General features: G+C 38.6%; 17 protein-coding genes. 2 read left to right on the forward strand and 15 right to left on the reverse strand.

Features of this window, described 5'->3' with window-relative positions; genetic code table 11:
* Nucleotides 1-103 precede the first annotated feature (103 nt).
* The 15 genes from ABXZ32_RS02160 to ABXZ32_RS02230 form a co-directional block, all read right to left on the reverse strand.
* A complete protein-coding gene (locus ABXZ32_RS02160) occupies nt 104-3,562 on the reverse strand; it encodes a hypothetical protein (RefSeq protein ID WP_354617040.1) in 3,459 nt (1,152 codons plus the stop codon).
* Nucleotides 3,563-3,652: 90 nt separating this feature from the next.
* Entirely contained in the window at nt 3,653-4,966 is a 1,314-nt protein-coding gene (locus ABXZ32_RS02165; protein ID WP_354617041.1) for a glycoside hydrolase family 2 TIM barrel-domain containing protein, read from the reverse strand.
* A gap of 8 nt (nt 4,967-4,974) precedes the next feature.
* The gene (locus ABXZ32_RS02170) at nt 4,975-6,513 is read right to left on the reverse strand and encodes a sugar porter family MFS transporter (RefSeq protein WP_354617042.1); all 1,539 of its coding nucleotides are present in this window, start codon (nt 6,511-6,513) and stop codon (nt 4,975-4,977) included.
* A 135-nt stretch (nt 6,514-6,648) separates the two neighbouring features.
* On the reverse strand, nt 6,649-7,758 hold the full coding sequence (locus ABXZ32_RS02175; protein ID WP_354617043.1) for a glycoside hydrolase family 16 protein: 1,110 nt from the start codon (nt 7,756-7,758) through the stop codon (nt 6,649-6,651).
* An 83-nt stretch (nt 7,759-7,841) separates the two neighbouring features.
* A complete protein-coding gene (locus ABXZ32_RS02180; protein ID WP_354617044.1) occupies nt 7,842-8,729 on the reverse strand; it encodes a glucan endo-1,3-beta-D-glucosidase in 888 nt (295 codons plus the stop codon).
* An 11-nt stretch (nt 8,730-8,740) separates the two neighbouring features.
* Nucleotides 8,741-11,407: a hypothetical protein gene (locus tag ABXZ32_RS02185; protein WP_354617045.1), complete on the reverse strand. Its 2,667-nt coding sequence runs from the start codon at nt 11,405-11,407 to the stop codon at nt 8,741-8,743.
* 20 nt (nt 11,408-11,427) lie between these two features.
* On the reverse strand, nt 11,428-12,894 hold the full coding sequence (locus ABXZ32_RS02190) for a RagB/SusD family nutrient uptake outer membrane protein (protein ID WP_354617046.1): 1,467 nt from the start codon (nt 12,892-12,894) through the stop codon (nt 11,428-11,430).
* An 11-nt stretch (nt 12,895-12,905) separates the two neighbouring features.
* Entirely contained in the window at nt 12,906-15,941 is a 3,036-nt protein-coding gene (locus tag ABXZ32_RS02195) for a SusC/RagA family TonB-linked outer membrane protein (RefSeq protein ID WP_354617047.1), read from the reverse strand.
* A gap of 240 nt (nt 15,942-16,181) precedes the next feature.
* Nucleotides 16,182-18,992, reverse strand: a complete 2,811-nt coding sequence (locus tag ABXZ32_RS02200) for a helix-turn-helix and ligand-binding sensor domain-containing protein (protein ID WP_354617048.1) — start codon at nt 18,990-18,992, stop codon at nt 16,182-16,184.
* Between the two features lie 88 nt (nt 18,993-19,080).
* Nucleotides 19,081-19,356 carry an ATP-dependent Clp protease adaptor ClpS gene (locus tag ABXZ32_RS02205; protein ID WP_354617049.1) on the reverse strand — a complete coding sequence of 92 codons (276 nt, stop codon included), beginning with the start codon at nt 19,354-19,356 and terminating at the stop codon, nt 19,081-19,083.
* Between the two features lie 130 nt (nt 19,357-19,486).
* Nucleotides 19,487-20,344 carry a M57 family metalloprotease gene (locus ABXZ32_RS02210; RefSeq protein WP_354617050.1) on the reverse strand — a complete coding sequence of 286 codons (858 nt, stop codon included), beginning with the start codon at nt 20,342-20,344 and terminating at the stop codon, nt 19,487-19,489.
* Between the two features lie 111 nt (nt 20,345-20,455).
* Entirely contained in the window at nt 20,456-21,298 is an 843-nt protein-coding gene (gene prmA / locus ABXZ32_RS02215; RefSeq protein WP_354617051.1) for a 50S ribosomal protein L11 methyltransferase, read from the reverse strand.
* Nucleotides 21,299-21,382: 84 nt separating this feature from the next.
* Entirely contained in the window at nt 21,383-22,132 is a 750-nt protein-coding gene (gene tpiA, locus ABXZ32_RS02220) for a triose-phosphate isomerase (protein ID WP_354617052.1), read from the reverse strand.
* Nucleotides 22,133-22,153: 21 nt separating this feature from the next.
* Nucleotides 22,154-23,251: a BT_3928 family protein gene (locus tag ABXZ32_RS02225; RefSeq protein WP_354617053.1), complete on the reverse strand. Its 1,098-nt coding sequence runs from the start codon at nt 23,249-23,251 to the stop codon at nt 22,154-22,156.
* A gap of 20 nt (nt 23,252-23,271) precedes the next feature.
* A complete protein-coding gene (locus ABXZ32_RS02230; RefSeq protein WP_354617054.1) occupies nt 23,272-23,817 on the reverse strand; it encodes a DUF1599 domain-containing protein in 546 nt (181 codons plus the stop codon).
* Nucleotides 23,818-23,921: 104 nt separating this feature from the next.
* Here ABXZ32_RS02230 and folP point away from each other — a divergent pair, with 104 nt between their 5' ends.
* Nucleotides 23,922-24,743, forward strand: a complete 822-nt coding sequence (gene folP, locus ABXZ32_RS02235; RefSeq protein WP_354617055.1) for a dihydropteroate synthase — start codon at nt 23,922-23,924, stop codon at nt 24,741-24,743.
* A gap of 55 nt (nt 24,744-24,798) precedes the next feature.
* A complete protein-coding gene (locus ABXZ32_RS02240) occupies nt 24,799-25,587 on the forward strand; it encodes a diadenylate cyclase (RefSeq protein WP_354617056.1) in 789 nt (262 codons plus the stop codon).
* The last annotated feature ends 1 nt before the right edge of the window (nt 25,588 follow it).

Here is a 25,588-nt window from a genome sequence, read left to right on the forward strand (position 1 = left end):
GTGTTTCATCACTTAAATGCCTTATGAATTATATAATACCCTAAACTTCATTACATTTTTAGTTAATGCAATGCCCCATAGCTACTCCATATCCCTATTACTTTTAAAGACCGTTAATTCCCACTTTGATCAATTTTATAGTATCCTGCCTTTCAAAAATTTGCTTACTTAATGATTCATCCAATTGGGAATCCTCAAACTTGGTCGAGGTTCCCTCTTTAAAAACGACTTCCATTCCTAGTTTCCCATTAAGTTGATAAACGACAGGGATCTGACAATAGGTAAATCCGAAGGAGTTTCCTGTTAGTGGAAGTTGTTTTTCATTTTTATCGATATCAAAATAATGTAAGGTGGCATCTTGCCTAAAAAACTCCTCCTTTTTCAACAGCTTTGGATTGAAGGACAATTTACCTGCTTGTACGCCTATCCCCAATTCCCCAAACCTGCTAAGAATATCCTCTTTCACTTGACCAGTCATACCCGGTTGTTGCGCTCCCTTACCTGCAGGAGTATGTGAATAAGGGTCTGTAGGAAAAGCACCGTATAATTGAGGGGATTTATGGACTCCGATCCCTTCACTTATCTCATAGTAGTGATCTTTCAACCTTTCCACTACATCGCTCTTTTCATTATTTTCTATTGCCTTTAGACAGCATTCCTGGGCTGCCAATAATAATTTGGAGACCATATGCCAGTAAATGGAGCCCAAACCTTCATAGCCAAAAAATGTACCTGATCTACCGGTAAAGGATTTATGATCGAAGATCTCTTCAAAGATGTCCATTAGTAACTTACTATCCTTCGCTACCAGCTCTTGGTATTGTTCTGGTAGTTTTTCCAAGGCCGCTTTTAAGCTATTGGCATTGTTAAAAGAGCCATTAAAATGATAGGATCCATTTATATCCTGCTCCACTATTTTGGCATTCCCATCCTTCATCAATTGAAGTGCCAATTCCGATTTCTTAATCCTATCGGCGGGGATCTTATTTTTAGCTATAAATCTGGAAAGATCCTTATTGGGATATAAAATATAACTGGATTGGTCCTTTCTATACAATTTACTGTTTATTAAGGCATCCAGGACTTGTAATGCTTCCTCGGAGGAAATACAATCAGAAGCCAGGACAGCTACCTGCCCCTCCAACATTTCAGTTAAATAGGATACAGAAATCTCCTTTTCATTTTCAACACTCATCAAATTATAGGAGTGGTACAGCTTGTCTTTTCGCTTATTGGCCTTTATAGTATGGTCCAAATAATTGATCATTACATCAATAAACTCAAGGAGTTCGGATTTACCAAGGGGTTTCTTTGTGCCAGAAAAACCATTTTGATAAATAGTGGTCCTGTATTTACCTCCTGCCTTTCCCAATCCATCTACAATTAACTTTCTATCCGTGTCCGAAATCTTTCCTTCCAACAATTGTTGGGATCCTATTAAGGTAGTGTTGATTTCTTTAAAGAATGTAGTAAGTTCCTCAGAAATGGCAACTTCGGTGAAGTTTGTTTTTTCGGTAAGTCCCTTAAAAAATTTCAGAAATCTTCTCAGATAGAAAAGGGTCACCATAGATACACCATTCCCAACTAATGCATTATTGGCATCATTCCATTCCGGTCTTTGTGTATTTAACCATATCCCTCCTTCTGGGATGAAATTGGAACATTTGGCCAAAGTGGTGGCCAATAGTTTTTCTATGAAATTAACCTTACAGATTGCCTTATTTTGATTGAGCAACAAGAGTCCGTCTGCACCTAACATCTTCTTCCTTTCGTGAAGTACATGATCTAGTTTATCATCAAAAACTATAGTGTCCTTTGGGTTTTTTAGGATGTCGGAATATCCTTTAATTTTATAGGGGACATTGGCATAAACAAAAACATCTTCGTTGAAATAGCCCGCCAATTTATTGGGATAGAAATCCTCTATAAACTCTAGGAATTTTAATAGATATACTATCTGGTGATCCCCCCAATAACCGATGAACGAAAAAGGATCCTCTGGTTCTATAACCTCCCAATCAAATCCGCCTTTTGTAACCCGGTAAGGATTATAGCCATCAAAGGTAGAGGCATTGAGGAATTTGAAGATCATACTTTCCATAAACTCTGGGTACGAATGTGCCAAGGCCTCCCAGTTTTGAAATATATCTCTCCAGTTTCCTTCGTAATCCAACACCTTGGAACCATCTTCATTTCTAGTGTTAATAGAAAACTTGTTCCATGGCCTACTCGGATCTCCATGTCTTCTGCTAAATTTCAAGGGCATGTACTCCATACATAATCGCTTAAAATCAGCATCATTATTTTTATTTGTCAGCGCCTTCAAATGGGACAAAGAGAACACCTCTGGAAGTTGATTCAAGATTTCTTTATGTCCTTTATAAACATCCTTATTGGCATTGGACAGGTAGGTTTTAAAATCTTGGGCTTCGATCTGATAATTATTATCAAAAATTCCACCTCTCATGATGTTGAACATCACATTAGCAAAATGACGTGTTGTTTTAAGCTCATCTGCAGAAGCTTGAAATCCGTCTGCCGCGGCTGTCAATTCTTTTAGATTTCTTGTGCCTAGGTCAATATCGGCTTGGATCTTTTGGAGCAGGTCCTTGTCGGTCAGCAAGAGATTGGAGATGTAGGCAACATCACTAGGGCCTTGATTTACGTTGGCCACAATATGCCAACTTTTATTCTTCTTTGCGTCCAATTTTAAATTGGCATGTATAAAATAAGCTGATTTTTCGGCCTTTACTTCCACTTCTTGTTCTATGGGTAGGCCTTTCCGAAATTTATCGGTCTGCAGTGATGATATCAGATAGGAACAGTCCTCCAACCCTAAGGACCAAGCGATGGTAGCCTTTAAAGCTTCACTGGGCTCTGATTTATCCACGATTATGGCACTAAGGGCATAGATCCCCAGTCCCATTTTTGCCTCAAGTTCATTTTTCTTATAGGCATCCACCAAATTGCTACGGTTATTTTGTAATGCTGTAGATATGCCATAGGGTAGTATATTCTGAATCCCGTCCAATAGGGTCAACTGCACTTCTTCTTCATTGTTATTGATAAGGGTACTTTTTCTTACAAAGCCAAATTCATTACTAGAATTCCAATGATATCTAAAGGTGAGTCCTAGATCCAAATTCACCTCTTCAAATACTATTTTATTCCCAAATTTATTTTTGAAGAGATTCCTACGGGTATTATAAACTCCTTTTTGATTTTCAGAAAATGGTTCCCATAATATGGTCTTATCACTTAAATGTACCTGCAACATGGTCTTACTACCTGTTACCTCCGCGGACTCGGTAATCTTATCATCTGTATAATATGGAAAAAGTGCCATATCGGAGTCCTTTCTTCCTGCAGTTATACCTCCATTACTGGACAAAAACATCCAATGGTTGGAATCACTAACAATGCTCATAAAGAATGGTCTCATGGCATCGTTATTGGAAATCTTATAATATGTCTCGTTTTCAATTTCTACATACTCACCACTAACCTTATGGTCAGCAAAATATGCTGGGTTCTTTCCTATATAAATTTGCTTTCCCTTCATGGAACCTATTTTAATTGATTTAAATTCATAACCTCAATTAAATACCTAAGTACCCAATTGAGGTTTTTAATTGTTATTTTCTTGTGTTATTTATTTGACATTGAATGGTATGTTTGCTGTGCCTTCGTGATTAAAACCATCATCAGCATAAACAAACAACCTATAATTACCAGGGGCTGGGGATTTAAACTTTAAGGTGCCATTTTTTTCCTCCATACCTTCTATAGTAACAGGTTCTGGTCGGGCCTCATGATCGCCTCCTTCTTTTACTTCTTCACTTTCTGGCAAAATCTCCCATCTATACGCAATGGGATCATTTTCAATATCCTTGATAATTACCTGTGCTATATATTCCTTACTCTTTTCTAGCGTTACGCTATTGTAAGCCGTTTTTCCATCCAATACAAAAGACGCTATCTGAGGCGTTCTATTTTCTGGCCATGTTCCATTCCAGATATAATGCATCACACCTACGGATTCCGTTTCCTTTCCATTTTCCAGGAAAACCCCGTACCAGGTAGGGGTACGTTCCTGTTTGTTTCCCCATAAAAATACGTAAGATCCTATACATTGTATTGTATCTGCAGCAATCCCACCTTTATAACGTTTAAGGTAATTTGCAGCTTTCAAAGTACTGTTTTCCTCGATCGGAGCTCCCCAATCTGTGGTTGGCACCTCCCAGTGACCAGTTGCTCCCCATTCTGTTACCATATAAGGCCCATTCCATCCATATTCCCTGATTAATTTGGGTACATCGGGCAAGTCCCCGTACATCTGGACAGATAAAATATCCAGATCCCCACAACGCTCCTTAATATAATTGATCTCCTTTTGGGCTATTCCTGCCAAGGTAGTGGTAGTTGGGTGGTTGGGATCCAATTCGTGAATCATTTTAGAAATGTCATTTACGGCATCCCAAACTTTAGGATTGGAATAATTTAAATTAAGCTCATTGCCTATGACCCAAATAAGCAAGGCCGGATGATCTTTGATCTCCAATACCTCCTTTTTAATACGTTCCTTTTGTTTCTGAACAGCATCTTCATCATCATAATCAAATCCATGTCGCTCGCGCTCCACTTCAATACCCATACTAACCATAAGGCCATATTCATGGGCTTCGTCCAAAACTTCAGTTGCAGATTTTTTGCCATTATCCGTTCGCCAGGTCCTAAAGGAATTGGCGTTGTGTTCAGCTAAGGCCGCCACGTTGCCAAATTCCAAACCTGCCCCTTTTATATAAAAAGGCTCTCCATTTACCAATAATTGGAATTTATCGTCAGATTTAGAGACCTCTACTTTTGCAGGTTCATCCCCTAATGTCGATTCAGATTCCGTTTTTTTCGGATCGTTCTTACAAGATATAAACAAGCAGATACCCAGTATATATAGTAATTGCTTCATTTTTTAGTCTATTTATTAATTAATAATTCTTCTACTTCCTCCAAGGTCCTTCCTTTGGTTTCAATCACATACTTGTACACGAAGAACACTGCACAGAGGGATAACAAGGCATAAATGGCAAATGTAACTGTTGGTCCCAAGTTAGATAGCTCCCACGGAAAAACCTGGGTAACAGAAAAGCTTATCAAAGAGTTGAAAAAGCCAACTACTGAAATCGCAATCCCCTTAATCTTACTAGGGAATATTTCGGAAATCAGGGTCCACATGACAGGTCCCAGGGATATGGCAAAAGAAGCCACATATAGCAAGATAGCAATTAATACAAGGGTGGCATTGATAGAGATGAAATTGGTAATCTCATTGCGCTTAAATTCCAAAAACAGTTCATCATCCAATTTGGCGCTAACTTCTGTAAACAAGGCTGCCTGTCCATCAAAAGATTGGCCTTTTAAATCTGATAAGGCTACCATGATTTCCTTATTCCCTACTTTACTTAACGTATCATCATTAAAATTATAGGTTGCATTATTAAAGGCAAAGGTTGCCATCAGTAAGGCAACAGTCATAAAAGTTGTCCCGATTAGTAATAAAGGTTTCCTACCCAGTTTATCTATCAACCAAATGGCCACAAAAGTGAATACCAGATTGGTTAGTCCAACAACAATCGCTTGCAAGAAGGACGAATCTGTAGAGCCTCCAGCCTGTTCAAATATTGTTGGGGCATAATAGAATACAGCATTGATCCCAGTGATTTGTTGAAAAAATGCAATCCCCAAGGCAATGATCATGATGGTTGCATACTTGTGCTTAAAAATATCGGACAATTTTCCTTTCTCCTCTTTTCTGTCCAATCCGCGTTGTATTTCCGCCAGGGTTGTTTCCGCATATTCCTCCCCACCGATTTTCATCAGGATTTTTCTAGCCAGTTTTATCTCATTTAATTTAAGAATCAGCCACCTTGGACTTTTAGGAACTGTAAAGAGAGCGAAAAAGTAAATTACAGCCGGAATGGCTTCTACCCCTAACATCCATCTCCATGACTCTCCTTCCATATTTACTAAGAAATAATTGGAAAAATAGGCTACGGAAATACCTATAACAATGTTCAGCTGGTTAAAAGACACCAAGCTTCCCCTTAATTTTGGAGGAGCAATTTCTGCAATATAGATAGGTGCTATTAAAATAGCTCCACCTATTCCAATACCGCCAATGATTCTGGCAATGATGAATTCAGTATATCCTGTTGCCAAGGCCGACCATGTTGCTGATATAGAAAACAATGCAGCCACAATGATCAACATATTCTTACGTCCAAACCGGTCACTTAATGGTCCTGCCAATAAGTTTCCTGCCATTGCCCCAAAGACCACACAACCAACAGAAAAGCCCAATTGCCATTCCGTCATTTCAAAATATATGGTAATTCCTTTAACAGCACCGGAGATAACGGCACTATCAAAACCCAATAAAAACCCACCCAATGCAACTATTAAGCTGATTAAGATGGTATAGGATTTATTCATTTTAACGGTAACTTGCTTTTCCATTTTGGTTATTGTTAGGTTGGTTTTAGTATTCTATCGCAAAATACATATAGCGTCTGATTAAAAAAAAGTTTAAAAACGATAAGGCCTTGGATGGAAGACCTTACCGTTAGTAAAAAAACAAAACAACTCAAATTCTTATTGATATACCCTTACATAATCTATTTCCATGGTATCCTCAGTAAAGTTCGGATTGATAGTTCCTCCTAAGGTTCCTCCCATGGCTATGTTTAAAAGTATAAACTGATCTTTGTTAAAAGGCCAAGTATCACTATTTTTTGATGCCGGATTATAGGTGTAAAATAGAGTGTCATCCACATAAAAATCCATTTTATCAGCTGTCCAGTCCACGGCATATACATGAAATTCGGTAGTCGTATCCGGAATTTCTATAATTCCCTTATTTACAGTATTTCCAAAACTTGAAGGAGTATGGATGGCACTTGAAACCTCTCCAACATTATTTCCTACATGTTCCATAATGTCTATTTCGCCACAAGATGGCCAACCAACCGTGGTAATATCGGATCCCAAGGTCCAAATTGCAGGCCAAGTTCCTCCTCCTCCTGGGAGTTTCGCACGTACTTCTATACGCCCATATGTAAACGTGAACTTAGAATTCAGTCGTGCCGATGTATAATTTTTAGTTGAATTATAGGCGGTATAGTTTTCCTTTTTAGCAACAATTTTTAAGGTGCCATTGGATACATAGGCATTATCTGTCCTGGAGGTATAATGCTGTTGTTCCCCATTGTACCAGCTTCCATTTTCAGGAGGCACTTCTTCAGAAAACCAGTTACTGGTCAACACAGCCCCATCTGAATCGAACTCATCTGCCCAAACCAGACCTGTTTCATCCGAAACATAAACAGTAATGGTCTTAAAGGCACTTATCATATTTCCGGTACTAGAATATGCAAAAACACTGACCACATGACTATTCTCACCTGTTGAAGTAAATTTATAGTCAAAAATTCCATTCGTACTTTCCTGTTCTGCTTCGTTTCCAATTTTAAAGCCGTAGCGTACCGCATTGGTAGCTGTTGCCGTGCATTGGATAAGACCTGAACCGTCACCATTGGGATTATTTGTATCGGATCCCACGATGGTAATGTCCAAGTTTAGATTAGTGGGCACTAACGCTTCCACAATTGGCTCAGTAGTTGAATCGCCACCAGTGCATGAAGCTAAAAGCAACAAGAATATGGTTCCCAATATCATAATTCCAATATTATTTCTGCCAAACATATATATCAGTTTCGATTACAAAATAAAATAGTCAGTATTAAAAGGGGCACCAAAGATGCCCCTTCTTCAAATGAAATTTTATATTATTCCGCTATAAGTATAAACCACCAGTCGAACTCATTGTTTCCATCGGTTGTCTTCAACCACATTTCGTTTTCTGATCGGCTGAAAAACTCATATTTATGGTCACCACCTACATAATAACCCATAAATGCTTTCCCTGTAAGACTTAAGGTTTCTAAACCTCCAGGGGCTGACAAGGACCATTGTGCAGTATTATCTGCCAATGGATAATTTTCAATATCTGCTCCATTGGGTGTCTCACTATGTGGTCCCAATTCATCGATCAATCCCACACGTCCGAATACTGTTTCACCTACTCCTGTATCATGGGTGAATGTCCCATTAACATTAAAAGTATAACGATCATCGTACATGCCTGTAGCGGCCTTATCATTTGCAGGCGCAGGGAAAAATTCGTTGGGTATTGAACCCCCAACTGGACCAAGTCCAAAATGACCGTCAACCTCTGCTTTTATCCTCCATGTTCTAGAACTGTTGGAGGTAAGCATTGTTAATAGATCTGCTGGCGGAGAATAGGTAACTAAAACATCTGCCTCTGCAAAAGAGCTTGATAAAATGCCCCCAGCACCAACGGCTACTACTGTAAAATTATAGGTTTTCAACCCGGTTTCTGAGAACTCAAAGGTAATCTTTCCATTAGGCGAGGTAGTAACAACACCATTATAGACAAATTGATAACTAATGGCATTATCGGCCGTTGCCGTAACTTCTACTTTTCCGCTACCATCTCCATTTGGATTATCCTGGTCCGCCCCAACAATATTAATGTTCACTTGTATATTGGTTGGAACCAGAAAGGTATCCAGAGTAGGTTCATCTTCTTGGCATGCCATAAGCGCAAAGAACACTAAAAGCAATGCACTGTATTTACTGATCATATCTTTCATTGTACCGTGTTTTATTGTTGGGTAATATCATCTATATAATAAATAGTCCCATCTCCAGGAGCTTGAGCTACATCATCAAAATCTAGAAATACTACAATCTTATCATAAGCGTTGGCAGCATTTATAGAAGAAAAATCATAAGTTAAAGTTACCCATTCATTTGCTGTGGAAACTGTTTGGTCCACAGAAAAACCACTTCCACCAACACCTTCTTTTTCTAATTGAAATCTAACATTTATGCCCGCTTTTGGAGAATAAACCTTCAAAGAAAAAGTTTTCTTGGTAGCCAACTCAATATCCTGCCCATAAATCTTGAAAGTACCTGAATACCAAGCAGAATTAGCAACCTTATTGAATGCATAGACATTTGCAGAAGTGTTTATACCTCCTGAAACCGGATTTGAAACAGTTGCTCCAGTAGCTCCTGCATCAAATGCACCATCCATGCTCTCAGCTCCCTCAAAATCGAGAGTAGGAATCTCAGCCCTAGAGCTTCCTCCACCACCGCCACCTGTAGAAGCGTTTAAGGTAATATTATCAAAATAGGTAACACTTGTTGATGTTCTGTTTTCAAAATCTGGGAAAACCACAAGTGCATCAATACCATTTGCTTCTGGTGAGCCTATTTTACTTGTAAAATCAAAGGTCAACTCTTCCCATTCACCAATTTTGGTATTATTCACCTTAATTTCATCAACTGTTCCTTCTCCCTTGGCCAATTTTACGCCCACAGGGCCTATTTTGTCCTTGAAAACCATCATCTTAACCACGCTATTAGAGGTGCTTAGAACAAAAGGTGTTTCCAATGAGGTTATAGTACCGGCATAAGGCGCATTGGTCGGAGTAGCTGTAAGCTTAGCAACCGTGTTGGAAGTATTTAAACCGGATGCATTTGGATTGGAAACAATTTCCAAAGGAGCAGTGTCTGCTTCAAATACAATCCATGTGGCAGCAGCCCCTGTTCCAGGTGTTTCAAAATCCACCGGAAAGCTAACTTTACCACTGGAAGAACCTCCACCAGAACCATTGGTTTGAATAATATCGTCAAAATAAAAGTCTTCGCCTTGTCCACCATTGTCAAAGTCGGGGAAAATGATGACCCTATCATAAGAATTGGAAGAACTGAAAGCCCCAAAGGTGGTCAAGTCAAATGTCAACTCTTCCCAAGCCATGGCCACTGTACTACTGGTTATTACTTCCACTACAGTAGTTGGATTCCCGTTCCCATCTGGGGGAGAAGTGGAATCTTCCATTTTAAATAAAATTTTAGTTCCTATACGAGGAGACCATACTTTCATTTTAATGGTAGTACCATTAGCAAAATCAACAGGACCTGCTAAATCCAAACTTGCGCCTGCCCATACTTGAGCACCCGATTGTTTTTGGATTTCAAGTACTTTATTGCTTGTGTTTATTCCTGACTTATCAGGGTTATTGATTACCGCAGCAGGTATTGGACCAAAATCTACAGAACCAAATCCGTTCCACGTATAATCCAATGACGCAGATTCCATATCAATAGGAATTTCTGGTTTTCCAGCAGCTGCTGCCGCTTCCTGTGCAATATCATCCCAATAGAATGTTCCAGCAGTAGTACCAGGACCATCAATAAACATAACCAAAGTGGCATATTGACCAGTAGGAACAAATGGTTCCCCTACACCTTGGGTGCCATCTATATAACTCTTAATTGCATTTGTGGCAAAATCAAAACTAAGATCTTCCCAACCGGTACCACCATGGGTTACCACTACTTCATTTTGACGTTCGCCATTCACACCACCTTCAAATTTCAATAATACCGGCACAGTAACATCGGACCATAATTTCATAGTAATGGTCTTGTTATCACCAGCAAAATCAACTGGAGTTCCTAAGTTAAAGGCTCCTCCTTCCCACTGACTTCCAGAATTAGTTATTGCTCCAACCATAGAAGCAACTGCATTAGCGCCGGACAGATCTGGATTGTCCACAACTTCAAAGCTTGTCCCATTAAATGTTCCGAATGCATAATTTACCGTGGCATCGTCAAAAGTAATCGGTAAAGAAACTGCATTTGAAGCACCAGAAATGGTAACCGTTTTTGTTAATTCAATGGTAGCTGCACCAGCACCTCTTGCAACAACTCGTACATCATAGTCACCTACCTCAGCATATACATGCACTGCAGATTCTGAATCCATAATTGTTGTAGGCTCTTCATTTTCCACATCACCAAAATATACATCATAAACAGTTGCATTGGTTGCCGTTGGGGTTACTGATACCTCAAACGGATCCGTATTGGAAATTTCCGCGGTAAAATCTAAATCTGTTGGAGCTGAAAAGGAAATCGTTACTATACGTACCAGTTCACTTTTTAATCCGGTCATACCTATAGCAACAACTCTAAGACTAAATTCGCCTTCCCCATATACATGGCTCACCATTTCACCTGGACTCGCCGTAGTTGGTGTTTCATTTTCTACATCTCCAAAATAGATTTCAAAGGTTGATGCACCTTCTGCAGTAGGTGTAATGGTCACTGTTCCTGTATCATCTTGTGATACATTAAATATGGCCTTTACATTGGTAGGCGCAGAAATATCTTCCAATGCATAGGAAACTTCCTCCTCCGTACAGGAATTAAATACATTGATGACTAAAAATAATACCAGTAATTTCTTAATATGTTTCATTTGTCCTTAGTTAAGTTTTATTAATATCCTTGGTTTTGTGTCCAACGGTTTCCTGCCAATTCTATCTCTATGGATGGAATTGGAAATAATTCATTTTTACCGGCACTAAAGCCAGGAATTGCTTGAGCTGCATTACCAGTTCTGACCAAATCGAAGAAGCGATGTCCTTCGCCCATCAACTCTACCCTGCGCTCATCATAAATGGCGTTGGTCAATGAAGCTCCAGTAGCCACAATTGGGTCCAGTTCCGCCCTATCCCTTACCCTATTTAAATAGGCTTGGGCTTTAGTATCATCAGCACCAGATTTTCTATTATTGGCTTCTGCAGCCATCAACAATACATCTGCAAAACGGATGGCTCTATAATTATTGGGATTCGTCAAGTTTGAATCCCCCGTATTCAAATCACCTTTTCTGGCGATATATTTTCTATTATAAAAACCTGTATGCTCAAAGCCTTCTACATAAGTGGCTCCAGTTTGATCGGCCCAGGCAACTATATCCAATACAGCCACATCCCGTCTAATATCACCAGCCTCAAAAGCATCATAAGCCTCTTGCGTAGGAACGTTGAAACTAAACCCTGAATCGAAATCTGGACCTGTATAGTTACGGATACCATTAAACCCTACGGCAACGTTACCTTCACTACATTGTAGACAACCAAAACCGGCACCTTCCACATCTGTATACTGAACTTCAAAAACAGATTCAATGTTGTTCTCCCCTTCCTGTTCAAAGATGGAGTTGTAGTCGGTCACCAAATCATAAGGACCGGTGGTGATTACTTCTTCCAGAACAGTTGCGGCTTCTGTAAACTTATCTTGGAATAAATACACCTTCCCCAATAAAGCTTGTGCCGCACCTTTTGTGGCCCTTCCGGTTTCCGCTTGGACTGAAGGTAAATTTGCAGCAGCAAAAATAAGATCCAGTTCTATTTGCGCATAAACCTCAGCTTTTGGTGTTCGTTCCACAATATCTTGGTCCCCAAACAACAAACGTTTGTCGACTGACAAAGGAACATCCCCGAACCATTTGACCAATTCAAAATAATAATAGGCTCTAAGGAATGTAGCCTCTGCTAGAACTTGTTCTTTCCCGGCAAAATCTGTCTTGTCTTTAAACTCTAGAATATAATTGGCACGGTTAACCCCGGCAAACATCCAACTCCAAATATCACGTAATTGGGCATTAACTGGATTATGGGTCATATTATCCACTTCCTGTATTCCAGGCACATCGGTAGCACTTTCTCCACCAGCTAAGGTATTATCCGAAGCTATTTCACCTAACATCACATTAAGATAAGTGGATTGCAAAAGATCGTAAGCCCCAATCAAGGCACTTTGGTAATCTTCCTCCGAGTTGAAAAAACTTTCTGAATCCTCATTAAAAGAGTCCACATCAACAAAAGAATCGCTACAAGAGATAGCTACAGCCCCTATCAGGAATGCGACGATTGAAGATTTCAATACTTTATATTTCATAATCATAGCTATTAAAATTTAAGATTTGCACCTAAAAGGTATGTTCTTGGAACTGGATAAAAACCACCGTCAATACCGGCTCCAATTGGAGCTCCTGAGGAAGCACTTGGATCATAACCCTTATATTCTGTAAGCGTAAAAACGTTATTGGCCGAGATGTAAAAACGAAGCTTGTTCAACCCCAATTTTTCTACTGTTCTAATCGGCAAAGTATAGCCCAATTGGACATTCTGTAACCTTACGAATGAGCCATCTTCAACAAAAAAGTCTGAAAACAATGCATTGGAAGTAGCTCCTGTGGTAACTCTAGGATACGTATTAGTACTGCCCTCACCTGTCCATCTGTTTAAAGTGTAGATAGATTTGTTGACCAAAGGCTGAACACGCTCATAGTTCCTTACTATTTCATTGCCAATAGTAGCAAAAGCGTAAGCACTAAAATCCCAGCTTTTATAATTAAATGAAAGATTAAGTCCCATGGTTGCATCCGGTATTGGATCTCCAATATCCGTACGGTCATCGGAATTTATAACACCATCACCATTAGTATCTACAAATCTAATATCACCGGGAGCAGCATTGTCTTGGGTCGCATGAGCGTCTATTTCTGCCTGGTTCTGAAAAATCCCATCGGTCTCCAATCCAAAGAAGTATCCAATTGGCTTCCCATTTGTCATACGGGAAGGTGGGTCTTGCCCAACACCAAAGCCTCCGCCAGGTATAAATCCTACGCCATTATTTACAGTAAGCACTTCATTTTGCAGAAAGGTTACATTGTAATTGATTCCCCAAGAAAAATCTTCGGAACGATCACTGCTATATCCAATGGCAAATTCGAATCCTTTGTTCTCAACAGAACCTGCATTCACAACTGGAGAAGCCGAACCTGGGGCTGATGCACCTAGAATTCCAGAAACTGGAGGTTGCAACAACAGGGCTTCAGTTCTTTTCCTGAAGTAATCAGCCGTAATATCAATATTGTCATTGAACAGTTTAAGATCTACCCCGATATCCAATGTCTTCTGTTCTTCCCATTGTATGGATGGGTTTGGCAACACCCCAACGGCATTACCAAAAACCAAATTATTCCCTAAGACATAAGCAGCTTCACCACTTAATATCCCTCTAAAAGCATTACCTGGAATACGATCATTACCTACAATACCGTAACTCCCTCTTAATTTCATAAAAGAGATAATCTTGCTATCATTTAAAAATTCCTCATCAGAAACGATCCAACCAACAGACCCGGATGGGAAATAACCAAATTTATTACGTGGTCCAAATCTTGTTGATCCGTCCCTTCTAATAATTCCCGATAGTAGGTATTTACCCTTATAATTATATTGTAATCTAGTAAAATAGGACAGCAACCGTTCTTTAAACCTGCCACTGAGCCCACTCAATATTAAATCGTTTCTGAGATCAACAGCATCCGTAATATCTGCTTGGGCAAAATCCACGGGATTTTCAAAAAACCCTTGTGTACTGCCAGAGAATATTCCTCTTGTATCGAACACAGACATCCCCAAAGTTGCCTTTATGTTGTGATCATCCCCTATATTCTTGTCATAGTTTAAGAAAGCATCAAAGGTATAGTCCTTAAAAATATCCTTGTTTACATTGAGAAAACTTCTGCCGTCATTATTAAATACCTTTCCAGAGCCAAAAAATGCTGTTGGGGAAAAGTTCCTTCCCTGCACTTCGGCATAGTTGAACTGCAAACTGGTTTCTACAGTGAAGTCAGTCAAAAAATTATAATTTAACCCAATTTTACCGCTCAATTTATCTACTACGGTAGAATTAAATGTATTTTCAATTTGAGCCAAGGGATTAATGACTTCGTTCCCTAACCCTTCCGCAAGGGTAAATGATCCACTGGCGTCCCTCACATCAAACGTAGGGGCGTTGTTCAATGAATTGAACAATACAGACCCCAAACCTCCTTCATTTAGTCCCTTTTTATTGGTACCCGTATAGATCATGTTGGTGGTCAACTTTAAGTTTTCCAACAAATCATGGTTAAAATTCACTCTGGTTGTATACCTCTTAAAATTAGCTTTATTTCCTCCTACAATACCATCTTGGGTCAATAGCGAAAAACCAACAGAATAGGTGGATTTCTCGGTACCCCCGCTCATGGTTAAGCTGTGGTTAAGGATTGGTGCCTTCTGAAAAACCTCATCTTGCCAATTAGTCCCCGTACCTAAACCGGCTACACTGGGAAAAGGAACAGCTTGGCCGCCTGCGGCAAACGCCTCATTGGCCAACAAGGCGTATTCCGTAGCATTTAATACTGGGATTTCCCTTGAGGTTTCCTGATACCCTCCGTAAACATCATAATTGAATTTTAAGGCTGTATTTTTTCTGCCTGTTTTGGTAGTTATTAAGATAACCCCATTTGCAGCACGTACACCATAGATACCAGCAGTGGCATCCTTTAATATGTTCATACTTTCAATATCACTTGGATTGATAACACTTAAATCCTCTATGACGTTACCATCAACAAGAATTAAAGGTCTGTTATCTCCGTTAGTGGAGATACCCCTGATTCGAATACTGGATGCACTACCTGGAGACCCAGATTCAGATGTTATCTGAACCCCAGCAACCTGTCCTTGCAGCGCCTGTTCAATTCGTTGGGGGTTTAATTCCTCTATAGTTTCAGAACCTACAACGGCCACCGCACCCGTGATTTCCTTTTTAGTGGAGGTACCGTACCCTACAACAACAACTTCATCTAGGGTATTGACATCCTCTACCATAGAAACTACTATAGGATTGGAGTTTTGAACTGTAATTTCCTTAGTTACAAAGCCAATGTAAGAAAACGACAATACGTCCCCTACCTTGATATTATTAAGGGTAAAATTACCATCAAAATCTGTTGTAGTTCCCCTACTTTGATTCTTTACCAGTACGTTAACACCGGGAAGGACATCATTGATGGTGGCATCCTTGACTGTACCACTAATTGTAAATTCCTGGCCAAAGGCATTGGACATGGAAATAAACATGGTAAGCATTAATAATGTGTATTTCATTTGTAGTGTATTTTGAATTCACAAATTATCACAATGAAATCCTCTATTCTAATAATTTACCACTACAAAAAATATACATAATGAAAAAGTATGGCTAAAAAATTAGCATATCCTCTGTTAAAGCTATGTTTTGTTAATAGTTAAGGAAAACAAAATAATCACAAAAACCTTAACAGAACATTGGCAAATGACGTTTTGTATAGGTGATGTTGTGGTAAAAGGAAAGAATGTTGTAGGTTGTTATAATCCTAGGATATACTCAGTTAAGCTATTTTCGTGAGGGAGGTCCATTTTCTTTCGTAAACGATACCTTTTTACCTCTACACTCCGGACAGAAATATTCAATAATGGAGCTATTTCCTTTGAGGATAGGTTTAACCTGAGATAGGCACAGAGACGCAAATCATTTGAGGTAAGATCTGGGTGCACTGTCTTAACCTTCTTTAGAAAATCCTTGTCGGCATTATTGAAAGCATCCTCAAAGAATTTCCAATCATCTTCGTTATTAATGTTGTGGTCTATAGTTTTTATTACGGCCTTAATTTTGGCATTGTTCTCACTCTCTTTTAATTGATCTTTTATCGCATTTAAGAACTCGTTCTTTTTAATGATGCTCATTGTAGAAACTGCAAGCTCCCTGTTTTTGCTTTCGATCTCCAATTTTAGTTTCTCATTCTTGATCTGAACAATTTTACGTTCGGCCTTTAATTTCTTCTGCTTATTCTTTTTCTCATTTTCCCTTATTAAAGCCTCCCGTTGTTTTCTATAGTAGGATTTGTACCTTTTATGTATAGCAACAGAAAGTAGTATTGCCAATACTATATAAATAAAAATTGCCAAATTTGAGACAAACCAAGGGGTGGCTATGACAAATGAATAGCTGGCTACATTTTTGGATGGTTCATTCCCTATTAAAGCCCTTACTTTAAACGTATACTTGCCATGCGGAAGATTCTTAAATGCAACCGTTGTGCCCTTAGACCATTGGCTCCAGTTATCATAGATTCCTTCCAGCAAATATTGATATTTAACCTCTTTATACTTATCGAACTGAGGCACACTAAACGCAAAATTTATATTGTTTTCTTTAAAGTTAAGTTCATTACCGTCCTTTAATAATAATTGATCTTTTGTAGTGGTCACCGATTCCTTGGAAATATTGTTAATGGCAACCTCATAGGAATTTGAAGTCACCTTATCCAGATTTAAAATAATATAACCATCGGAGGCTCCAATAAGGTATCTGTCATCATTTAAATGTGTCAGAAATTCAAAACCTGATACTCCCAGACTTCTTCTAAGTACAGTTGTAATAGGTATTTTTATTGCCTGAGGTTTGGCATTAAATTTCCCTGATGTTACGTAAATAAAATCACTATTGGAAAATCCCCAAAGCTTGTTTGTCTTTAGATCTGAAATAAGGGTTCCTAAAATCTCTTCCCCCTTAGAATAGAATTGATTGGACATTAAGGTGTCTTTTAGGAAGGTTTCCTTCTTATGGTCGAAAAAATACATTCCCCCATCCTTGTTGGAAGTATACCAAATTTTATCGTTATAAGTTGTAAGGCTTGAACCATAGCCAAGTGGCGGCTGATTTTTTTGATGTACAATCTTTGTGAAATCATCATCAATTGTCAGTGTAGAGATTCCCTTTACTTCATGATTGACCAATAATTGTTGATCATTTATGAATTCAAAGAAACGGGAAGAGATATCAAAACCTTCTATCCTATTTCTAAAAGACCATTGTCCGTTTCTATTTTCCAGAATACTTAGGCCAGAATAATTCCCTTGCAACAGGAGGTTAGGGTTGGACTTAATACTCTTTATGTCCCAAGTTCCGGGGTAGTCTGATATTTTTATGGCGGTATCGCCCTTAATAATAAAGGTGCCTGTATTATGACCACAAAACAAGTTGTCATCAATGATTTTGAGACGCCATACCTGTCCGTTTGTATTTTTGATAAGTTTAAAAGGCTCTTGACTGTTTTCCTGTTTATAAAACAACCCCTGATTGGTGCCTATATATAGTTTGCCTTGATAAACCTCCGCAGCATAAACATCACCGGTCCTCCCTTTGTAATCATTGAACACACTGAAGGGAGAATTTAAATTGATCATGCTGATACCATTATCGAGCCCCAGCCATACATTCTGCTCGGCATCTTCAAATACTGACAATACCGTATTATTGAACAGTCCATATTCCTTATTTATTACCCTTATAATATTTCCATTGCGATCTATGTGTAAAATGCCATTGGAAATTGTTCCCAATAAAATATTCCCATCCCTTAATTGTAAACTACTATAAATATTAAGCGATTTTAATTCTTCACTGGCCACGATATTCCATTTAGAAAGTTCTTGCCCTTCCAATTGATAAAAGTCTCCCTGTTCGGAAAGGAAAATTATTTTTTTATCCAAAGGAAAGGCTCCTACCAGTACATTTTGTTGGAATACTTTTGCATCAGAGACCAAAACAGCTTTCCCATTCTCTATTTTGAAAACACCTTCATTTATTTTTTGAAAATAAACCGTATTGCCGACCTTGAATATTTTGGCCCTTGTTGTTTTTGCCTCAACAATTATAAATGACTTATCCTTCGTATTATAAACATAGATCCTATCCAAGGATTGGAACAAGACCCAATCTCCAAAATCCAAAATATTCCAAAACTGTTCATCCTCTATCATGGATACTTTAAGTTGATCCCTTAAGGAGGTGTACTGAAGATTCCCGAACCCGTCTTTAGACCAATATCCAAAATCCATATAGGTTCCTGTATATATTAAAGAATCTATAACCTTAACAGAGCGTACAATGGTACCATTAGGAGATTCATATAATTTCCAATTTTCTCCGTTATACTCCAATAAACCAGCATTATTGGCAACATAGATGTATTTATTGGAGGCCTGGGAAACCATCCAATTCTGGTTGCCTCCTTGATAATCGGCAGGGGAAAAATTTTGTATAGGTGGTAACTCTTGTGAAAATAATGAAGATGAAAGTAAAAATAGAATTAGAAGAAAACGGGGTACTTTCAAATTTTTTGGTTTTAAATGATGTTGGTGTTAGGGCAAAAGAATCCTTAAAAGCAAATTCTTTTATTACAACGAAAGAATCAATGCTACTTTAAACTATCTCTGCATTAAGCCCAGCCAACAACAATTTGCTACAACGAGGTTTAAGATCACTATACTCTCCTGTCTTAACGGTACATTTTCCATTATAATGGACAATTAGAGAGCATTGTTCGGCCTGTTCAGAAGTATGATCACAAACATGAACCAATGTTTCGATGACATAATCAAAGGTATTGACGTCATCGTTAAAAAGAATAATTTCATTTTGTTTGACCGTGTCTTCCTCGAGAAGCAGTTGTTCCGAGAGTTTTTCTTTTGTACTCATGGAAAGCTATTTTTAACGAATATAATAATTTTTCGTTTTACATACATTGAATAATTGGTCATATGGCATAAAAAAAGTGCCCAAAAGGCACTTTTTAGCTATTGTAAGTAAGTTGTAATGGTTTTTTATATTAATACAGGTAGTTCAAGCCTATGATGTCGTTGGCATTGAATTCTCCATCTTCACTTGCACTAAAGCAGGCTAGCATTAAAGAAGTTGGGTCGTACCCTTCAGGAGTTCCTGGGATTGGGTTGGCTCCAACACCTGCGGTACCTTCATTGGTGTTTTGACCACAGCTCTGTCTTGTTTGCCAATCTGTATGTCTAAAACCAACAGAATGTCCAATTTCGTGCGTGATTACATGCTCATTAACATCTGTAGAATAGTTATCCAACCCGTAGATTTGAATATACTTGTTTGGATTTCCGTTACTAGGAAAACCTGCAGATCCTCCAGAACCTGATCCGCTTGGATTGTAATAAACAACCATATCCTTACTTTGGTAATTTGTACCAAAAGTAAGGGAAAGGGTAATAGTCAGACCCAAGTTATTATAATTGTCCACAGCATACTGTAATGCTGTACGCTCCTTGGAAGACAACGCTTGGCTACCGCCAGTATACCCAATAATGGATAAAGTCCTAGGGGTTACAAGATTATCTGTGTGATAATTTTTATCGGAGCTTCTATCAATTTTCTTCAAGCTTTCCAATTGGGCCTTGGAAAAAGTAATATCACCTTCTACCTGGATTCGTTTTTCTGTACTACCGTCAGGCAGCATAAAATCAATTGCTTTGACATCACCTACATTATAATGGTTTGTTTTTAATAAGCTTATGATGTCCTCTGTAACTTCCAAAGATAATTCTTGTGGTAATGTTTCCAGCGAATTCTCATTAATGTCCTGATTGTAATCATTGTCTTTTTGACAGGCAACGAAGGCCATCAAAAAAAGCGATAGAACGGTGATTGATTTGAAATGTTTCATAATAAATTTCGTAATTAAATTAATCTAAAGTTTGAGTTGTTAAGAATTTACTTACAATACTTAAAGAAATATATTACAAAATTTTATTAAAACAACATTTTTTTAACAGATTTATGGTAGTATTCGATATTTTACCGCCACCCAATTATTATTTTCTATATTGGATTCATATTCCAAATTGAATCGACTACACCTTTCGCTTATAGTCGACATGTCCTCGGTGTAAAAACCGCTTAAAAATAATACTCCATTTTTATTTAAACATTTCGCATAGGTCGGGATATCGTCCAAAAGAATATTCCTATTTATGTTGGCAATGATTATATCGTATTTTTTTCCTTCCAACAAAGTTGCGTCCCCCTCATACACCTTTATTTCTGGATGATGGTTACGTTCCACATTTTCCATGGCATTTAGATAGCACCAATTATCAATATCTATGGCCTCAACAGGAGCAGCTCCTTTCATAGCAGCTAGAATGGCCAGTACGCCAGTTCCACTTCCCATATCCAAAACCGACTTCCCAGTAAAATCATGATTGAGGATATGCTGCATCATCATATAGGTGGTCTCATGATGGCCTGTCCCAAAACTCATCTTGGGCTCTATAACTATGTCATAGGTAACTTCCGGTTTTTCGTGGAAAGGGGCCCTTACAACGCAAGCATCCCCCACTTGTATGGGATTAAAATTTTGCTCCCAAGTAGCATTCCAATTTTCTTGTTCAATTTCAACAACCTCGTAATCAATATCAAACTTTGGGTTGGAAAGGATTTGGATAGATGATAACATATCTTCGGACCAATCTTCCTTTTTAATATATGCCAAGGCCCCCACTTCGGTTTCCACAAAGCTTTCGAATCCCACTTCTCCCAATTGGGCTATTAATATGTCCGTTGCTGGCTGTAATGGATTTACAGTAAAGGTGTATTCGATATAATTGTTATTCTGCATTTTAAGTCTATGATTAAAGAGAGGGAATTCCTTTACAGAAATCCCCTCCTTTGTATTAAATTTATGTTTAGATCCTAAAGGCGATTAAATTGCTTTGATGATGGCAATAAAATCGTCTGCTACCAATGCAGCTCCACCTATAAGTCCACCATCTACGTCTGGTTTGGAAAATATCTCTACTGCATTCCCTGGCTTCACACTACCTCCATAAAGAATAGATACATTATTGGCTATTTTTGCATCGTAAGCCTCTGTTAGGGTTTTGCGTATAAAGGCATGCATTTCCTGCGCCTGCTCAGGAGAAGCAGTTTCTCCGGTTCCTATAGCCCACACTGGCTCATATGCCAATATTATCTTGGCCCATTCACCTGCGGGCAATCCAAATAATGCATTTTTTAATTGACTGGCCACCACCTTGAAATGATCTCCAGATTTACGGTCCTGTAACTCTTCCCCAAAGCAAAACATAATACGCATGCCCTTTGCCAAGCCTGCAACTACTTTTTTGCGTAAGATTTCATCGTTTTCCCCAAAATAGGCCCTTCTTTCAGAATGTCCTATAATTACAGTATCCACGCCTATATCTAATAGCATATCCGCAGATATTTCACCGGTAAATGCGCCACTCTCTTCAAAATGCATGTTTTGGGCGATAACCTCAATGGCAGATGATTCCAAATGTTCTACTGCGGAAGCTAAATTCACAAAAGTTGGAGCCACCATGACCTCGGCATTGGTATCGGGCAATTTTGCCGATAGTTCTGCAAGCAAAGCCTCCGTTTCTTTATGGTTTTTGTTCATCTTCCAATTTCCTGCAACTATTTTACTTCTCATCTTATCCTATTTTAACTATTCTTAATTGAAATTTAATTCCTCTATATCCTTATAATGCACTTTCTGTATTATGGTGCCTTTTTCTAAGACCAATACCGCTGGATTGGAACGTACAATGGTCTTCAGAGCCGTCTCATCCGTAAAATAAAAATCGAAACCTAATTGATATTCATCAATAATCATTTTGGTATATTGTTCGTTCGATGCGGACATCCCGATAACCTTATATCCTTTGTCTCTTGCTAGATCAGTCACTTTTTTTATGCCCAAAAAGGCATTTAAGTTACTCTTTGCCAAATCATATGCTATGACCATTACCAGCTTATCCTCGGACAGTAAGGATGATGCCCTATCTTCTCCATCTTTTTCTATGGTAAAATCATGAATAGGTGGCTCATACCCTTTTTGTATCTCGGTGGTTTCAACATCTATAAACTCCCCGTCTACTGTTGGATACCCTCCATTGGTCACTATTATTTTTTCTTCCCCGTTCACCTTAAATCTCCATGCATAATCATACACTGCTTTAGGAGCATCCTCTGGAACTGACATACCTTCCTCAATATTCACTCCTATCTTATATGGCCTAAAATCAATTGCAGGTAAATGGTTCAACACATAATTCGCGAACAATCCGCAAACCACTACGGTCATCAATGTCACGATTGCTTGCACTTTTTCCCCAAAAATGGACTTTATGTGCTTGGTGCCAAAAAATAGGATGACGATAAGCACTAATAAAATCACATCCTTGGTAAAGGATTCCCAAGGGGTAAGCTTTACTGCATCTCCAAAGCAACCACAATCTGTTACCTTATTAAAATAAGCAGAATAAAAGGTAAGGAACGTAAAAAATACAATCATGAGCAAAAGGCTCCAAACCGTAAATTTTACTTTAAATCCCACCAAGAGCATAACGCCCAATACAACTTCCAATATAACCACAAAGAGGGATATAGCCAATGCATAAGGCATCAAAAAAGGTAGATCTAGCACTCCTGGGCTGAAATATTCCTCCAACTTAAATGAAAAACCTACGGGGTCGTTCAATTTTATAAGTCCACTTATAATAAATAATATGCCAACGAAAATTCGACTAAACCCTACTAAGTATTTCATATAATTAAAAGAAGCTGATTTTATTCATTATTGGATTCCAATAGTATCATGGCAAAGATGGAGTAATTGATCATATCCTGATAATTAGCCCCTATACCCTCGCTCACCAATGTTTTACCTTTATTATCCTCTATTTGTTTTACCCGCAATAGTTTTTGGAGAATTAGATCCGTAAGGGAGCTAACCCTCATTTCGCGCCATGCTTCACCGTAGTCATGGTTTTTGTCTTCCATGAGGGATTTGGTGGCATCTATGTGTTTATTATATAAGGCAAGTGCCTCTTCGGCAGAGAGATCGGGTTGTTCCGCTATCCCCTTTTCAATTTGAATAAGGGCCATAATCGAATAATTGATGATCCCTATGAATTCAGATTTTTCATCTTCCTCGACCTTTCGTACCTCATTTTCCTGTAATCCTCGGATTCTTTGGGCTTTGATATAAATTTGATCGGTCAATGAAGGTAGTCGCAAAATACGCCAGGCACAGCCATAATCCTTCATCTTCTTTAAAAACAGATCTCGACAAATTTTTACGATCGCATCGTATTGTTCTGAGGTTTGCTGCATGTAGTATTTCTAATTTGTGTAAATTTCGCTTAAAATTTTTAATTGTTCAAAGTTCACGGATCAAACTTACCTTTTATACTTTAAGTACTTTTTATACTAACCCTATGACCATTAACTGCAAAGGAAACTTAATCGACCTAAATATCCCAAAAGTAATGGGAATATTAAACATTACCCCCGATTCTTTTTTTGATGGCGGCAAGTATAGGGATGATAAGGTAATACTGGAAAAGACCGGACATATGTTACAGGACGGGGCCACATTCATAGATGTAGGTGCCTATAGTTCCAGACCTGGGGCATCCCATGTGTCCGAAGAGGAAGAGCTAAAAAGGATTGTTCCAATAATAGAACTACTCCTGAAAGAATTTCCCCAGATACTATTATCCGTTGATACTTTCAGGGCAAAGGTAGCGCATAATTGTTTGGATAGGGGCGCAGCCATGATCAATGATATTTCTGCAGGCAAAATGGATGCCGATATGTTGACGCAAGTGGCAAATCACCAAGTCCCTTACATTATGATGCACATGAAGGGAACCCCTCAAACGATGCAACAGGAAACTTCCTATGATGATCTAATGAAAGATATTCTTTTCTATTTTTCTGAAAGGGTTGCCGCTGCCAAGACGCTCAAAATAAATGACATCATTATAGATCCAGGTTTTGGATTTTCAAAAACCGTGGAGCAAAATTATGAAGTCTTACAAAAAATGGACCTGTTTCAATTATTGGAACTCCCTATTTTGGCGGGATTGAGCAGAAAATCCATGATCTATAAAGTTTTAGGCACCAACGCAAAAGGAGCCTTGAACGGTACAACGGCATTGAACATGGTGGCATTGAACCGAGGAGCCAATATTCTAAGGGTCCACGATGTAAAAGAAGCCCTGGAATGCATCAATCTTGGGCAAGCCTTCCTTTAAATTTAATCGATTTTAAGTTCACCTATTTTTCCTATTTTTACAAAAAACAGCTGCATTGGATTTTTTGAATTTTCTAGATTTTAAGATTACGGATTTTTTGGACATCATACTTGTAGCAATACTTCTCTTCTACATTTATAAATTGGTCCGTGGTACTGTAGCAATCAATATTTTTATAGGCATAGTCATCGTTTGGGCCCTGTGGAAATTGACAGAATTGGTAGAAATGAGAATGATCAGCAGTATGGTTGGTGGTTTCATGAACATAGGCCTTATTGCTCTTATTATTGTTTTCCAACAGGAGGTACGAAAGTTCTTATTAATGGTAGGATCCACCAATTTTGCTTCAAAACGAAGTTTTCTACGGCAGTTTAAATTTCTGAAGCAAGAAGCTCTTACTACGGAAATTGATGTGGAGGCCATTGTGGGGGCCTGTGAAAAAATGAGTGCCACCAAAACAGGCGCACTTATCGTCATTGAACGGAACAACTCTTTGGATTTTATAAAGTCATCCGGTGATAAAATGAATATTGAGGTCACCCAGCCCATTATAGAAAGTATCTTTTACAAGAACAGTCCCTTACATGATGGGGCTGCCGTTATAGAAAACAACTTCATTGTCGCCACCAGGGTCATCTTACCTGTTTCTAATGAGCGTACCATCCCATTACGGTTTGGATTACGACACAGAGCTGCAGTTGGCATCACAGAAAAGACCGATGCCTTGGCCATTGTTGTAAGTGAGGAGACCGGAACCATATCCTACATAAAACATGGAGAATTCATCCTGTTCAAGGATCTTAATGAGTTGACCAACCTGATCAAGAACGATCTGATCTACTAAA

It is taken from the genome of Sediminicola luteus, from assembly GCF_040566555.1.
Taxonomy (GTDB): domain Bacteria; phylum Bacteroidota; class Bacteroidia; order Flavobacteriales; family Flavobacteriaceae; genus Sediminicola.

Bases quoted from the DNA above. Each gene is read 5' to 3' on its own strand.
- ABXZ32_RS02160 (WP_354617040.1), bottom strand. From the start codon at position 3,562: ATGAAGGGAAAGCAAATTTATATAGGAAAGAACCCAGCATATTTTGCT.
- ABXZ32_RS02165 (WP_354617041.1), bottom strand. From the start codon at position 4,966: ATGAAGCAATTACTATATATACTGGGTATCTGCTTGTTTATATCTTGT.
- ABXZ32_RS02170 (WP_354617042.1), bottom strand. From the start codon at position 6,513: ATGGAAAAGCAAGTTACCGTTAAAATGAATAAATCCTATACCATCTTA.
- ABXZ32_RS02175 (WP_354617043.1), bottom strand. From the start codon at position 7,758: ATGTTTGGCAGAAATAATATTGGAATTATGATATTGGGAACCATATTC.
- ABXZ32_RS02180 (WP_354617044.1), bottom strand. From the start codon at position 8,729: ATGAAAGATATGATCAGTAAATACAGTGCATTGCTTTTAGTGTTCTTT.
- ABXZ32_RS02185 (WP_354617045.1), bottom strand. From the start codon at position 11,407: ATGAAACATATTAAGAAATTACTGGTATTATTTTTAGTCATCAATGTA.
- ABXZ32_RS02190 (WP_354617046.1), bottom strand. From the start codon at position 12,894: ATGAAATATAAAGTATTGAAATCTTCAATCGTCGCATTCCTGATAGGG.
- ABXZ32_RS02195 (WP_354617047.1), bottom strand. From the start codon at position 15,941: ATGAAATACACATTATTAATGCTTACCATGTTTATTTCCATGTCCAAT.
- ABXZ32_RS02205 (WP_354617049.1), bottom strand. From the start codon at position 19,356: ATGAGTACAAAAGAAAAACTCTCGGAACAACTGCTTCTCGAGGAAGAC.
- ABXZ32_RS02210 (WP_354617050.1), bottom strand. From the start codon at position 20,344: ATGAAACATTTCAAATCAATCACCGTTCTATCGCTTTTTTTGATGGCC.
- prmA (WP_354617051.1), bottom strand. From the start codon at position 21,298: ATGCAGAATAACAATTATATCGAATACACCTTTACTGTAAATCCATTA.
- tpiA (WP_354617052.1), bottom strand. From the start codon at position 22,132: ATGAGAAGTAAAATAGTTGCAGGAAATTGGAAGATGAACAAAAACCAT.
- ABXZ32_RS02225 (WP_354617053.1), bottom strand. From the start codon at position 23,251: ATGAAATACTTAGTAGGGTTTAGTCGAATTTTCGTTGGCATATTATTT.
- ABXZ32_RS02230 (WP_354617054.1), bottom strand. From the start codon at position 23,817: ATGCAGCAAACCTCAGAACAATACGATGCGATCGTAAAAATTTGTCGA.
- folP (WP_354617055.1), top strand. From the start codon at position 23,922: ATGACCATTAACTGCAAAGGAAACTTAATCGACCTAAATATCCCAAAA.